Source organism: Serratia sp. M24T3 (assembly GCF_000257645.1).
In the GTDB taxonomy this organism is placed as follows: Bacteria; Pseudomonadota; Gammaproteobacteria; order Enterobacterales; family Enterobacteriaceae; genus Rouxiella.
The window spans coordinates 44,352-57,391 of record NZ_AJHJ01000029.1 but is presented as its reverse complement, the minus strand read 5'-3'; the positions used below and the strand labels follow the sequence as shown (position 1 = coordinate 57,391).

The 13,040-nt window shown below is 47.1% G+C and carries 19 protein-coding genes and 4 pseudogenes; 17 read left to right on the top strand and 6 right to left on the bottom strand.

Features of this window, described 5'->3' with window-relative positions; all coding sequences use genetic code 11:
* The first annotated feature begins 157 nt into the window (after positions 1-157).
* Positions 158-736: a recombinase family protein gene (locus SPM24T3_RS18485; protein WP_009638326.1), complete on the top strand. Its 579-nt coding sequence runs from the start codon at positions 158-160 to the stop codon at positions 734-736.
* Between the two features lie 126 nt (positions 737-862).
* Here the strand turns inward: SPM24T3_RS18485 and SPM24T3_RS18480 are convergent, their stop codons facing one another.
* Entirely contained in the window at positions 863-1,600 is a 738-nt protein-coding gene (locus SPM24T3_RS18480; RefSeq protein ID WP_009638325.1) for a metallophosphoesterase, read from the bottom strand.
* Between the two features lie 283 nt (positions 1,601-1,883).
* On the opposite strand from SPM24T3_RS18480, the gene SPM24T3_RS18475 reads away from it, so the two are divergent.
* Together SPM24T3_RS18475 and SPM24T3_RS18470 are read left to right on the top strand one after the other, a co-directional pair.
* Positions 1,884-2,315 carry a bifunctional diaminohydroxyphosphoribosylaminopyrimidine deaminase/5-amino-6-(5-phosphoribosylamino)uracil reductase RibD gene (locus SPM24T3_RS18475; protein ID WP_009638324.1) on the top strand — a complete coding sequence of 144 codons (432 nt, stop codon included), beginning with the start codon at positions 1,884-1,886 and terminating at the stop codon, positions 2,313-2,315.
* A gap of 172 nt (positions 2,316-2,487) precedes the next feature.
* Complete coding sequence (locus SPM24T3_RS18470) at positions 2,488-3,066, top strand: short-chain dehydrogenase/reductase (RefSeq protein WP_009638323.1); 579 nt, start codon at positions 2,488-2,490, stop codon at positions 3,064-3,066.
* Between the two features lie 119 nt (positions 3,067-3,185).
* On the opposite strand, the gene SPM24T3_RS18465 is transcribed toward SPM24T3_RS18470, so the two are convergent.
* The gene (locus SPM24T3_RS18465) at positions 3,186-3,998 is read right to left on the bottom strand and encodes a shikimate dehydrogenase (protein ID WP_009638322.1); all 813 of its coding nucleotides are present in this window, start codon (positions 3,996-3,998) and stop codon (positions 3,186-3,188) included.
* Between the two features lie 216 nt (positions 3,999-4,214).
* Positions 4,215-5,453 (bottom strand): annotated as a pseudogene (locus SPM24T3_RS18460) (IS110-like element ISEsa2 family transposase).
* 800 nt (positions 5,454-6,253) lie between these two features.
* Here SPM24T3_RS18460 and SPM24T3_RS18455 point away from each other — a divergent pair.
* The 8 genes and pseudogenes from SPM24T3_RS18455 (at position 6,254) to parM (ending at position 9,243) form a co-directional block, all read left to right on the top strand.
* Complete coding sequence (locus SPM24T3_RS18455) at positions 6,254-6,496, top strand: helix-turn-helix transcriptional regulator (RefSeq protein WP_009638321.1); 243 nt, start codon at positions 6,254-6,256, stop codon at positions 6,494-6,496.
* A gap of 170 nt (positions 6,497-6,666) precedes the next feature.
* Positions 6,667-6,831 carry an IS1-like element transposase gene (locus SPM24T3_RS26185; protein WP_009638320.1) on the top strand — a complete coding sequence of 55 codons (165 nt, stop codon included), beginning with the start codon at positions 6,667-6,669 and terminating at the stop codon, positions 6,829-6,831.
* Between the two features lie 26 nt (positions 6,832-6,857).
* Positions 6,858-7,252: pseudogene (locus tag SPM24T3_RS26180) on the top strand (IS1 family transposase).
* Between the two features lie 19 nt (positions 7,253-7,271).
* Entirely contained in the window at positions 7,272-7,433 is a 162-nt protein-coding gene (locus SPM24T3_RS26175) for a hypothetical protein (RefSeq protein ID WP_369699993.1), read from the top strand.
* A 13-nt stretch (positions 7,434-7,446) separates the two neighbouring features.
* Positions 7,447-7,980: a tyrosine-type recombinase/integrase gene (locus SPM24T3_RS18440; RefSeq protein ID WP_009638317.1), complete on the top strand. Its 534-nt coding sequence runs from the start codon at positions 7,447-7,449 to the stop codon at positions 7,978-7,980.
* A 90-nt stretch (positions 7,981-8,070) separates the two neighbouring features.
* On the top strand, positions 8,071-8,694 hold the full coding sequence (parA, locus tag SPM24T3_RS18435) for a ParA family partition ATPase (protein WP_009638316.1): 624 nt from the start codon (positions 8,071-8,073) through the stop codon (positions 8,692-8,694).
* 1 nt (position 8,695) lies between these two features.
* Positions 8,696-8,932 carry a hypothetical protein gene (locus tag SPM24T3_RS18430; RefSeq protein ID WP_009638315.1) on the top strand — a complete coding sequence of 79 codons (237 nt, stop codon included), beginning with the start codon at positions 8,696-8,698 and terminating at the stop codon, positions 8,930-8,932.
* 212 nt (positions 8,933-9,144) lie between these two features.
* On the top strand, positions 9,145-9,243 hold the full coding sequence (gene parM, locus SPM24T3_RS25560; RefSeq protein WP_071988459.1) for a plasmid segregation protein ParM domain-containing protein: 99 nt from the start codon (positions 9,145-9,147) through the stop codon (positions 9,241-9,243).
* Positions 9,244-9,279: 36 nt separating this feature from the next.
* Here the strand turns inward: parM and SPM24T3_RS18425 are convergent.
* Positions 9,280-9,711: pseudogene (locus tag SPM24T3_RS18425) on the bottom strand (IS6 family transposase); the annotation flags it as partial.
* Between the two features lie 51 nt (positions 9,712-9,762).
* A pseudogene (locus tag SPM24T3_RS25195) lies at positions 9,763-10,456 on the bottom strand (IS6 family transposase).
* Between SPM24T3_RS25195 and SPM24T3_RS18415 the strand changes: the two are divergent.
* The 5 genes from SPM24T3_RS18415 (at position 10,421) to SPM24T3_RS18400 (ending at position 12,450) form a co-directional block, all read left to right on the top strand.
* Positions 10,421-10,873 carry a plasmid segregation protein ParM domain-containing protein gene (locus tag SPM24T3_RS18415; RefSeq protein WP_083836281.1) on the top strand — a complete coding sequence of 151 codons (453 nt, stop codon included), beginning with the start codon at positions 10,421-10,423 and terminating at the stop codon, positions 10,871-10,873. The pseudogene SPM24T3_RS25195 and the gene SPM24T3_RS18415 overlap by 36 nt on opposite strands.
* 6 nt (positions 10,874-10,879) lie before the next feature.
* The gene (locus SPM24T3_RS18410) at positions 10,880-11,287 is read left to right on the top strand and encodes a plasmid partitioning/stability family protein (protein WP_009638310.1); all 408 of its coding nucleotides are present in this window, start codon (positions 10,880-10,882) and stop codon (positions 11,285-11,287) included.
* 441 nt (positions 11,288-11,728) lie between these two features.
* A complete protein-coding gene (locus tag SPM24T3_RS24835) occupies positions 11,729-12,001 on the top strand; it encodes a sugar ABC transporter substrate-binding protein (protein WP_071988458.1) in 273 nt (90 codons plus the stop codon).
* A 1-nt stretch (position 12,002) separates the two neighbouring features.
* Positions 12,003-12,137: a DNA-binding transcriptional regulator gene (locus SPM24T3_RS26065; protein ID WP_255346528.1), complete on the top strand. Its 135-nt coding sequence runs from the start codon at positions 12,003-12,005 to the stop codon at positions 12,135-12,137.
* Positions 12,138-12,147: 10 nt separating this feature from the next.
* Complete coding sequence (locus SPM24T3_RS18400) at positions 12,148-12,450, top strand: helix-turn-helix transcriptional regulator (RefSeq protein WP_083836280.1); 303 nt, start codon at positions 12,148-12,150, stop codon at positions 12,448-12,450.
* A 43-nt stretch (positions 12,451-12,493) separates the two neighbouring features.
* Here the strand turns inward: SPM24T3_RS18400 and SPM24T3_RS25550 are convergent, their stop codons facing one another.
* A complete protein-coding gene (locus tag SPM24T3_RS25550; protein WP_157135332.1) occupies positions 12,494-12,649 on the bottom strand; it encodes a hypothetical protein in 156 nt (51 codons plus the stop codon).
* Positions 12,650-12,743: 94 nt separating this feature from the next.
* On the opposite strand from SPM24T3_RS25550, the gene SPM24T3_RS18395 reads away from it, so the two are divergent.
* Complete coding sequence (locus SPM24T3_RS18395; protein WP_009638308.1) at positions 12,744-13,040, top strand: type II toxin-antitoxin system MqsR family toxin; 297 nt, start codon at positions 12,744-12,746, stop codon at positions 13,038-13,040.

The following is a 13,040-nucleotide window of genomic DNA, read 5'->3' as shown; positions in this document are numbered from 1 at the left end:
GGCCTAATGGGAGCGAAGCTGCGATTTGCGACATTTGGGCTATGTCCGCAACAGGTCGGTTTCGTACACCTATTATCAATACTGTCCGAAAGTAAGTGAAATTACTATCGTACATGCGCTATTATTCGTACATCCTTTTCGTACAGAAAATATCACTATGTCACGTGTTTTTGCCTACTGTCGTGTCTCTACCCTGGAGCAGGCAACCGAAAATCAGCGAAGAGAAATTGAGACGGCTGGTTTCGCTGTTAAATCTCAGCGACTGATTGAAGAACACATCAGCGGCTCAGTTGCCGCCAGTGAGCGGCCGGGTTTTTCTAAACTGCTCGACCGGATGGAAAATGGCGATGTGCTGATTGTTACCAAACTAGACCGACTGGGGCGCAATGCGATGGATATCAGAAAAACGGTAGAACAGCTGGCTGCTTCAGATATTCGCGTTCACTGTCTCGCTCTCGGCGGAGTGGATCTGACCAGCCCGGCAGGAAAAATGACCATGCAGGTCATCTCTGCTGTGGCGGAATTTGAACGAGATTTGCTGCTTGAGCGTACACACTCTGGTATTGCGCGAGCAAAAGCAGCTGGAAAGAGGTTTGGACGCCCTTCAGTACTAAATGAAGAACAACAATGTAGAGTGATTATACGGATTAATGCCGGGATCAGTATCAGCGCCATTGCGCGGGAATTTAATACCACCCGACAAACCATACTTCGGGTGAAGGCAGGGCAGCAATGACCCTGAGTTCTCAACTGGACGGTCTGCTATGTGCCAGAAACGGACATTGTGCCCTCGCAGCATTATGCGTTAATCACTGGGGATCAAGTCGTTCTCTATGAGACCGAGGCATTTTCTGAATGCCAGTTAAACGCAAACGTGGTGACTGGTAAGAGAGTTACTGACGTAGCGGTGAATCACCAATGCTGGCGGGTCATTCGCAGGAGGAACGTTTACTGTTCCAAACCAGACAGGATTAGCCGGGCAGACGGAGCCACAAATGTAGGCAGGTATGCCCGCAAACGTACCAGCTATAGGTCTGTGGACATGGCCTGTAGAAATGGCGAGTAGTCTGCCCGGGGCGCATCTAATCAAATCTTCCATCTCAGGTAGACCTCTGCACATCGTTTCGTCTAGCGTTGGTATGCCAGATGCAAATACGTGATGGTGCAGAAACAGCAATGACTGAGGGCTGCCTGCGTCGCTAAGTTGACTATCTAACCATTCCAGATGGTCAGCCACACTGCCGTAATCCTTATAATCAATCGTCGAATCCAGACCAATCAGGCGAATGCCTCCTGTGTCATGGACAAAGTGCAAAGCCTCTCCTTGGGCATCGTGCGCCCATCTGTTCTCATCCCAAACAGAACGCATCATAGTGCGGTCGTCTGAGTTACCTGGCAGGATCAACGAGGGATAATTTTGCTGATTCAGGCGGTCGGCTATAAGTTTATAACCTTCCTGCCAATGCCCATCCGTTAGATCACCGGTAAGTACCAGTACATCCGGTTTCAGATGCATAAGCCAATTTAGTACCTGGTCAAACCGAAACAGATGATCATTTTCGGGTGAGGCGTGAATGTCTGAAACCTGCGCTATCAGCATAAAGACCTCGTATAATTATTGTGTGGAGAACAAGATCGCAATGAATCGCTAAGTTCAATTCCGACTGCTTAGAGCTAATGTTAGTATGGATGCGTAAGGCCAGCCCTTCGCTCTTAGTGGACGGTTTTCCTTGCGAACTGATCGAAAATACTAGCGACAAAAGGTTGGATATCCAGGGGCCAGACGTCTGAGATTTATTACTTTACTCTGCTAAATTAGTGGACATTTAGGGCTTACGCCTCAAATTATAGGCCTAAAACGAATAATATCAGGTTAAGGCGTTATGGAAGAAAAGCTGCAGTTTATGATGTTGGCGCTGGAATACTCCCGGCTGGCATTACCTGAATGCAGGCCAAATCCACCGGTAGGTTGCGTGATTGTCCATAACGGAGACATCGTTTCCAAAGGTTTTACGCGTTCTCCAGGCCATCACCATGCCGAAATAGACGCCATCTCTAGACTCACGCTGCCTATTGATGAATGTGAAATTTTTGTCACTCTTGAACCCTGCTCTTTTCAAGGCAGAACCCCCTCTTGCGCTTTAACGCTCGCAGAGCTAAAGCCTCTACACGTCTATGTTGCAATAGAAGACCCGCACCCAGGGAATAGGGGAGAGGGGCTCAATATGTTAGAAAATGCAGGCATCAGCTTCACGTTGGGCATTGGAAAACAAGAAGTGGAGAGTTTTCTATCCCAATATTTGATTCAATCATGACCGGCAAGCATGCAGCTCCTCGCCAATTCTTCTGATAAGACCTCTCTGCTTTTAGCTCTTCGCAGCCGGTTAACTGTACTGGCAGTTGTGTGCCAGGAGCAGACATTGCTAAAATCGCACTGTATTAATTATTGGGGAGCAGGTCACTAAATCAGGAAAGGAAGAACGCATTATGACTTCACATTACCTTGTTGTAGGTGGGACCGGGATGTTGTCAGGGGTAGTTAAGGAATTGATTAAAAATGGAAATATTGTTTCCATTGTATCCCGCGGGGACCAAAAGTTCCGCAAACTGATTGAGGTTTTAGGTACAAAAAATCTTCATCATCTATCGTGTGATTATCACGACATTGACAATCTTAAGATCCAATTAAAAAATCATACTGAAAATATCGGATTTTTCGATTTTTCTTTATGCTGGGTGCATGAGCCATCAGAAATAAATGTCTGTTTGGTCGCTGTTGAATTCACTAAGAATTCACTTTGGCATGTTGTTGGAAGTTCTTTAGCAGATCCGTCAAAGCCAGAGGAAATTAGTCATAGATTATCTTTTTTCCGTAAAAATCATCCCAACATTGAATACAAAATAATCATATTAGGCTTTGTTATAGATAGTAGATTTAATTTAAATAACTCAAGATGGTTATCCAATTTTGAAATATCTGATGGTATAAACGTTGCATTAAAGAATGATATAACGGTCAATATCATAGGTACCACAGTTCCTTGGTCTCTTCGACCTAATTTCTGAACCGGCCCAGTTGCTTAACACAACAGAATGTTAAGTCTACTCCTCGCTCATAGCTGCCCTAGAACCTTTGCATAGGGAGTTCCGTGCCTGACTCGGACGTCTATAAATCTGAGAACGCATTAATTTTCCGGACGAAGCATAAAATTTAGCATCAACTTAACCTGAGCACTAAGCATTGCTCTGCCGGAGTGAATGGGGAGTTTCTTATGTTTGGCCAGACTGAGAAGGCGGGTTTTTTCAGGAAAAATTACGATGTCGCATACAAGCGTTCTTGGCCCGAGCTTTTCAACAGAGAAAGGCAAATCAGTGTTTTCCCCCATCCCCAAAGATGTTGCATTGATTGCAATATTAACCTGTTCCGGAACGCTAGTGCCGGCCTTAATCTTTATCTGCGGGAAAAGAACAGAGAGCTTATTAATCAGTGCAATTGATTTTTCCTGAGTCCGGTTGTATATGGTCAGTTCAGAAGGTTTCCGCTTTGCAATGGCGTGTGCGATGGCTGAGCCAGCGCCACCTGTACCTGCCAGATAAACCTGACTTCCTTCAATATTGATCCCCCGGTCCAGAAGACTCACTGCAAACCCTTCACCGTCAAGCATATCGCCGTACAACATTCCCTTGCTGTCTCTTCTGATAACGTTACACCCCCCAACCGCTGTCGCAGTTTCACTGGCTGAATCAAGAAAGGAAAGCGTCTGTTGCTTGTGGGGCATTGTTATAATAGCCCCCCGAAAATTCTGTATAGACTTTAGGCCATTAAGTACATTTTCTAGACCGGTGGGGTCAACATGTAGCGGAACCATCAGCACGTCGGGAATTTTTTCTCTATGAAGGGCTGCGTTTATCATAAGCGGCGCGCTTACCTGAACTATCGGATCTCCAATGATGGATAAAAGCTGCAATTTGCCGCTCACAACACTGAGTTCATTCATATAGGTTTCCTACAGTAATATTCTTAATCAGTTGATGCTATACAATGAGGATAAGCCAATCGGATATCACCGTCATTTAATTGATGTCAGATTTTCTCCTGTTAAAACGATATCACCCTGAGGGGGGGATACCCCATTCGGAAAATAGCTAACTCTGACCAGTTCCTCTTTCAGATTCAACTTCCGCTTCACGCCCTGAGACATTCGACAAGCTTTTTATGGCTTCAACAAGGGCGAGTGTCGCGCTTCAAGTGCCAGTAAATATTTTGCTTCGTTGTACTGGGTTCTGGTCTTCCAGCAGCGGTAAATGATCCTTATCCATTTAAACGCCAGAGCCCGGATGGCTGATTGATGTGATTTACCTTTTTCTCTAAGGCTCTGATAATACAGTTTGGCCCAGTATGATGAGTTAACCGTCTTGGCCGCCCATTCAACAAAGGTCTGCCTGACAAACTTGGCACATTGCCATCGCCAGTGAACCCAGGATTTCTGGCCACTTCGTTCTGTCACCGGCGCAATACCTGCATAGTTTTGAATTTCTTCAGCGCTGTTAAACCGGTCACGGTTATCACCAAGTGCAGCAAGCATCCGTGGGCCCATACACGGCCCCATGCCCGGAAGTGATTTGAACAGCCCCGCATCTGGTAACGTGTCAAACAGCGTTTCGATTCGTTCGTCATAGGTTTTAATGATTTCACTCACGACTTTAATTTGTGTCGCCAGTGCGGTTGCCATCAAAGCATTAGCCTCTATAACACTCGGGTCTGTCGTCAATGGGATCGCATTATCAATACTCGCAACACGTTGCTCGGTAAGGGCCATTGCGCGGCCACCTCAGGCATTCAGAAAATTTCGGATCGTGTCGCGCCTGGCTCGTTTCAGTTGTTGCAGACTGGGCCACCGGATAATCAACTCACACAACAGTAAGCTACCCCGATGTGAGAACCACTCCAGTGGCTGAGGATAATACTGTTTAAGCGTGTTGATGAGCCGATTCACAAAGCGGCGTTTGTCTTCAACCAACTGACGACGTTGCTCAACCAGTTGCTGAAGTAAGCGAATATCCGCATTGTCGGGTTCAATAGCTTTTATCTTTTGGGGATAACGCAGCATTAACTCTAATGCCAGCTCTGCATCCTGCGGGTCATCTTTAGCGCCGCTGGGCGAGAAGGCTTGCCGGTAACGAGCCAGGGACAAAGCGTGGACGGGGAAAACGGTGATAAAGGGGTATTTTTGAAGAGCATATACCACGGGGCCCTTCTTCAGCTCGAGAGCTATGGCGATTCTGCCTTTTACTTTCTGGTGTAACTCAGTAAGCCAGGCATCAAGCGCTTCTGCTGTATGTTCAATCACATCGAATACGCGTTCACCGTTTTTAAACTGAACACAGACATCGTGTTTTTTATCCGCCCAGTCCAGACCAACGTGCGCAGCAAATTGATTAGTCACAGTCATCACCAACTCCTTTTTATCGGGGATTGGTATGCATTCCACGCTCTTCGAAAGAAATATAGTCAGCAGTTTGTCTGCATGCCCTGAGTATTCGTTAACGAACGTGGAGCACTTACTGGCTCGAAAGAAAAGCGGTGATCATCGCATGATTCTCGCTCAATATTCGTAACCAGTAAGTGCATACCCTGAACCACCAAATAGTGTAAATCTCAGGATATGAAAGTCTATAGTTCGCTCAATGATGACGGTCACCGTCCTCCCCTCCCTTTACGCATTTTCAGGTAATTGCGGATTACCGTAATTCTCCGCAATCGCTGTCCCTTGCCCCAATTTTTCGGCATAATCCTCTCAACGTCAGGGGCTTGCATACCGTCTGACGCCGGTTCGCGGGACAAAACGGGGCGTTTTGCCCCGCAATCCGCCCGCCGCCGATTGCGCTTTTCTGGTCATTCTTCGTTTTTTCCACAATTCCCCCGTGCGACAAAACTATTTTGCAAGCAAACAGTTACTTAGAGTCATTACATTGCGTCTCCATCTAATTAGGGCGATTTTTCCCTTCTTAACTGATTAACAGTGAAATGTGCAGATTCTGCATGTTATGGAGTCTGTTAGCATTGAGCTCGCGGACGTATGCCTGCAGAAGAGCCCTACTGGAATTAACGAGACTATCCTTTACGGTGCTTGACGTCATATCTGATGCTCAGAGACATCACCACCCGATAGGCATTAACACAACTAGTATTAGGCCTCACAGGCTGCTGTGTTGCTGCCACGGCTATACTTTTTATGACACATGGAGGATTATGACCGGTTATGAACTACGCCTATGGCGAAAAGGATGTGGCTGGACTCAGGAGCGCACAGCGGAAAAACTTGGGGTGTCGCTGCGCACTTATCAAGTTTATGAGAAAAGCCAGAAAGCAATTCCAATTTTGGTAGAACGAGCATCGCGGGAACTGATAATCCGTACCATGTTGTCGGAAATGGAGGCTCTTACCAAAGAGAAGATCCTTTTACGCTTATCAACGCTGCTAAAATTTTCGTAAAAAAGGGTGATGCCTCTAATTGGTTGAATATTATGTATAATGCGGGCTTTTGAGGTTACCTCATGGTCAGCGTTAACGTTCATTGTCCCCGTTGTTAGTCTGCTCAGGTTTACCGCCATGGTCAGAACCCTAAAGGCCATGACAGATTTCGCAGCCGTGACTGCCACCGCGTGTTTCAGCTCACTTACGCTTATGAAGCCCGTAAGCCGGGCGTTAAAGAGCAGATCACCGAAATGGCCTTCAATGGTGCCGGGGTTCGCGATACCGCCAGAACTCTGAAAATTGGCATTAACACCGTCATACGGGCTTTAAAAAACTCGCGCCAAAGCGAATAACGTCTTCGCCCGTCGCCCATGCTGATGTGGCGCTTATCTGCGAACTCGATGAGCAATGGAGCTTCGTTGGCAGTAAAGCCCGGCAGCACTGGCTCTGGTATGCGTACAACACCAAAACAGGCGGTGTCCTGGCCTACACTTTGCTCCCCGAACCGATGAAACCTGCCGGGAGCTGCTGGCGTTACTGGAGCCCTTCACCATCGGCATGATCACCAGCGACAACAGGGGCAGCTATGCCCGGGAGGTGCCGAAGGATAAGCATCTGACCGGCAAAATATTCACCCAACATATTGAGCGTAATAACATGACGCTCTGCCCCCGCATTAAGCGGTTGGCTCGTAAAACAATTTGCTTCTCGCGCTCAGTTGAGATCCACGAAAAAGTCATCGGTGCCTTCATAGAAAGGCACATGTTCCACTAATTAGAAGCATCACCAAATTTTGAACAGTTTTCCTCTCGAACTACAGCAGAATTCACGTAGCGTTGTCTATTTAGACTATCAGCGGGCGCTTTCCCTGCGTGCTGCCGCGCTGCGCAGCGGGATGGAGGTGCCGGTTTACCTGCTGATCCCGGAAGTGGCCCAGCTCTTGCAATCTACCTGACCTTCATCAGCAGATGCTTTTTGCCACGCTGTGGAACACCGGCGCGCGACTGAATGAGGCACTGGCCCTGACCCCGGCCAATTTGGTGTTAGACGGCGATTTACCCTTTGTGGTGCTGAAAACCCTTAAGCAGAGGCAACGCAGCAAGGGACGGCCGCGTAAAGACGAAGAAACTCGACGTGCTGTTCCGCTGACCGTGCGTAAAATGACCGAGTTTCTCGCCACCGCGTGGCGTGGAAGAAACGAGCCAATTTGGTCTATTCATGATAATACCGTGCGCAATTGGCTTAATGCCGCGGTCGCACGTGCTGAAAGTGACGGAGTCACGTTTAGTGTGTCGCCCATTACTCCGCATACGTTTCGTCACTCCTACTGTATGAACCTGATCCAGCATGGTGTTCCGCTTAAAGTCGTGCATGCCTATGCCGGGCATGCTCGATTGGAGTCTACCGAGGTTTACACTAAGATTTTTGCACTTGATGTAGGTAGGCAGTTTGATGTGCGGTTTAGCTTAACAGGGTACAATGATGTTAATCCTGGTGATTAAACGGTTTGCAAAGACAACAATACAATTGTAATCTTAAAATCGTAAATGAGATTTTAAGATTTTGCGATTTATCGTTTTTTGGGGAGTTGTATGATTATCTCTGTACTGAATCAAAAAGGTGGAGTTGGTAAAACTACGCTGAGTGTCAATGTTGCTGCTAGCCTTGCTGCAAGCGGGGAACGAGTACTGCTAATCGATGCCGATCCCCAAGGGAGTGCGCTTGACTGGGCTTCTGCTCGTCAAGAGAGCCCTTTGTTTTCAGTTGTCGGGTTACCTCGGGCGACTTTGCACAAAGAAATTGGCAACTTCACCAAGGATTATGATCACATCATCATTGATGGTCCACCACGCGTCACGGATTTAGCTCGTTCCGCAATTATGGCGGCTGATTTGGTACTTATCCCTGTCCAACCAAGCCCTTATGATGTATGGGCTGCTGAGGAAGTCGTTACACTCATCCATGAAGCCAGGATATATAAAGAGACTCTTAAATCTGTATTTGTGGTTAATCGCAGAATCGTAAATACGGCAATTGGTCGTGATGTAGGTGAGGCGTTAGCCGCTTATGAAACACCTGTGCTCAAATCTACGATTTCACAACGTGTCGTGTTTGCCGAAGCTGCTGGCGTGGGCAAAGCGGTATTTGAATTAGATAAAGACTCGTCTGCAGCAAAAGAGTTAGATGCGTTGGTTAAAGAGATCTTGGAGCAGTAATATGAATAAAAAAGTGTCATTTGGAACCAAGCCTATTGCCCAAAAGCCGGATGTTGATTCTTGGGTTGAAAGCCGTGTAATTGAGCCTGAAAAAGCTGAGCCTGAGAAGATGAAGAGATTAACGATAGATATATCAGCCAGTTTACATGCAGCTTTAAAATCATCATGTGCGTTACGGGGTACTAAAATCGCTGATGAAGTCAGAGAGATGTTATATGAGAAATACGGAAAATCTTAATTCTGTATTTGCGATTTTACGATAAAGCTGCTTTGATTAGCGGCTTTTTTTATATAAATAATGCGGGTTATTTTCGTGCAGGTTTCCGAAATAGATTGCTAATCGCCTAATACCGTAATCGTATAATCGTATAATCGTATAATCGTATAATCGTATGTCGTGTTGTTACGCATACTCATACTGTTACTCAATTTGAGTAACTAGGTGTAAGTATGCATATTTATTGTGATGATGGTTCTACCACTGTGAAATTAGCTTGGTTTGATAATGGTGAAGTTAAGACATTTCGTTCGTCGGTTCTGTCGCATTAACGATAGCAGGTCGGCAAAAGGCGCATTGGCTACTTTTTAGGTAGCCAACAGGTAAAACTGGTCTGCCGGGGACAGGCCGTCACCGTCCGGATGTTGATACTGCCCTTTGCGTATCATATGTACCAGCTCAATACCTGCCAGGACAGTCTGCGCCCGCCGGAACGATTTGAATCCCGTCATCAGTCTTATCCTTCGTTTGATGTTACGGTGGTCCTGCTCAATCAGGTTATTCAGGTACTTACTCTGCCTGACTCTGATACTTTCATCTACTGATTTAACGGCATTGAGTGTGGTCAACGCTGCCGTATTGGCGCCACTTTTATCAATGGTCACCACTTCCGGTTCACCATGGTGGCGGACAGCCTTGCGGAAGAAACGTAGCGCGGCTGCCGCATCACGCTTCGCCGTCAGCAGAAAGTCGATGGTCTGCCCTGCGGTATCGACGGCCCGGTACAGGTACTTCCACTGGCACTGTTGCAAAGTTCGCGACGAGGTAGTCTTTTATCTTATCGGAAGGCCTTACATTTCAAAGACTCTGCTTACCAGGCACATCTCGCCCAGGGGATCACCATAATAAAACGGTGAGGCCTGGCCTTTGCGTAGTGCACGCATGACCTCAATACCTTTAATTGTGGCGTAAGCCGTCTTCATTGACTTGAAGCCCAGCGTGGCGTTGATTATCGGTTTCAGTTTGCCATGATCGCACTCGATTATATTATTCTGGTACTTTATCTGCCGGTGCTGCACATGCTGCGGACATTTACCTTCCCGCTTCAGCAATGCCAGCGCCCGCCCATACGCCGGGGCTTTATCCGTGTTGATAAATCGAGGGATCTGCCACTTCTTCACGTTGTTGAATATTTTACCCATAAAGCTTTAGGCGGCTTTGGTGTTACGACGTGAAGACCGGTAAAAATTAAGGGTGCAGCCCCTGCTGTCGACGGCGCGGTACAGATAAGCCCAGCGCCCGTTGACCTTTACGTAGGTTTCATCGAGATGCCATGGAAGGCTGACGCCAGTACCCGCGCAGTCGCTTTGCCATCTCAGGTGCATAACGCTGAACCCCGCGATAAATCGTGGTGTGATCGACATTTACCCGTCGCTCAGCGAGCATCTCCTGCAGCTCACGATAACTGATGCCCTATTTGCAGTACCCGCGGACGGCCCACAGGATAATATGACGCTCAACATGCCGGCCTTTGAATGGGTTCATGTGTTGCTCCTTCACCTAAACAGTGGCATCAGTTTTCCATCGCCAGATCTTTGCAACAGAGCCACATTATCTGCATTGAGAATGGCCGACAGTGATACCAATGCTTATGTTGCTGATACTGTGATAAAACGCATAAATGACCGAGAATTTCTTAACCAAGTTATCAATGATGGATCTCAGATTGATACTGTCGTGACTGCCATAAATAACGCCATAAAACGCCTTGGTGATCGAGTTTTAAATGAACTCTCAGACTTTCGTAATGTGAATCGCATTTGGTTGGTTGGCGGAGGTGCTGAGTTAATCGAACCCTATGTTAGAAATGGATGGAAACTGCCTGCAGGGCGTATCGTTCTCGTCAGTGAGCCTCAGACTGCCTTGGTGCAAGAAATGGCTTTGTTTAAACAAGAGGAATAATTTAGCGTGAGTGATAAAAGCGGTGATAATCGCAGAAAGTTTACTAGCTACCTCCAACTAGACAGTGAGTCTGACCGTGAAGCTCTTGCTGTCGTTGAGACAATATCACAGCGCGTCAGAGGCGACTTCCTCAGAAATGCGATTATTTCCGCAGCAGCATTACATCAACTTGGTCCTCGTCTTCCGACGATGTTGGCTGCTCTTTTTAATGGCAAGATGACGAGTGATCAGCTTGTATCTTTGAATAGTCCAATAACGGATTGGAGGCCAAGCATTGCTGATATCAGGGATGTCATCGCTTCAATTCCTAACCTTCCTATGGATATAGAGCCTGTTCGTTCGGATTATAAGTTACCACCCCAAGAAGAAAATCAGTTGGATAAAGTCAGAGTAAAGCTAGGAAAGCTGCTTTGAATCAATAATATATCTTTATTAAATTTACGATTATACGATTATACGATTATACGATTATACGATTATACGATTATACGATTATACGATTATACAGGTTTTTCTATGGTGCTTCATATGTATAATAGATTTTTTTTGCCGCATACCCCGCATTAACACGATAACGCTCCGACTGGAGTCGGAGAGGGCAATCTATCATAAAAGTGAACTTACCCCGAATGCCCCGTCGGTATTTATCACCCTTCCCCCGGAACTGGGTAAGGGCTGGTTTTATAGTCGCCCGCAATCATAGTTCCATGTTGCTCAATTATTCATTTGGTCTTTGATGTTAACGCTAAGCATGAACATCATCGTTGATGCTGATGGCACGATCTTTTATAGGCTGAAGATTATTACTTATCCTTTAACGAGATACTCTGCGTTATTACGTTCACTGGCATTTAAATGGAGGATATTAGTCTGAGTACCACACCCCAACGCTTTTATTACAACGAAGGCCACAGCGGCAACAACAAATACACCTTTGAGGTTTTCAGAGAGCCCGACGGGGGGTATCGCGCCGTCTCGGCACGCTGGAACCGCCGGCTTGATTTGGTTAACGAGCAGACGCACTACACCTCGTCCACCAAGGAAGGTCTGCGTGATCAGGACTACCCACGGACGCGCCAGGTGAAAATATTTTTGGACTCGGATTTCTGGGACGCCAGCCATGTTTAAGGTGGTGCAGTCACTTCCAGACGGAAATGAGGTGTCCGCCCTGCGTGAAAAAATGGGACTCACCCAGGCGCAGCTTGCCGAGGTCTTTGGGGTGTCCCTTCGCCAGTGGCAGCGCAAAGAGTCGATGGATAAATAGCTAGGCCCCGATGAAGATAGGCGAGGCTAACCTGCTGTTATTGCTCGCCGATGCACATCCCTACTGCCGCCTCCTCGCCTGCCACTTGGACGCATTGATCCGCATCGCTCCCCACGAAGCGGAAAAGGTCCGGCAGCTGCGCATCGTAAGCGGCATGACGCAAAAAGAGCTCGCGACCCTGATGGGATACAAGCTGCCGTCATGGAAGTCCAAAGAATCGCCGTTGAATGCCGGGACGCTCAACCCGGGGGAATATAATTTTTTGATGCTGCTGACAGGCACCCATTCTGAGCTGTCACTCGTCGAAAAATAACGCATGTAGGCGTTGCATATGGCATGCGTTTTACGCACCGCTGTCACTGTTTGAAAACCTTGAGCAAGTGATGTGCCTTAACCGCGTTGCCCAGAACGTGACCCGCGTTGAAATCCTGCAAGAGCAGGGGCAAAGTCGCGACTATCTGGTTACCTAAAACCGCCGCGCCGACCCAGTCTGATACGTTGGATAAAGCCACTCTCTAAAATAACCTAAAAGGTTAATTTAGAGAGTGGTATGACTAACCTTTTAGGTTATAATTACTGAAATCGGAAACGGATTAACGAGCGATCATGGAAAAGAAAACGCCCCATACGCGACTGCATATTGTTCAGACCCTTGTGGCGGAAGGTAAAGTGAAAGCCACGAACACGGCCATTAACGGTGCCGACGAACTGGGTCTGACGTTTGATGATATGTGTGATGCAATCAACGGACTGACCATGAGAGATTTTTTTAAAAGTATGACGACATACCGCGATCACACCGTTTGGCAGGATGTTTACAGTCCGACGTTGCCCTGTGGTGTTGTTTACCTGAAACTGACCGTGAGCCACGGCGTTTTAATTGTGTCATTCAAGGAGAAATAA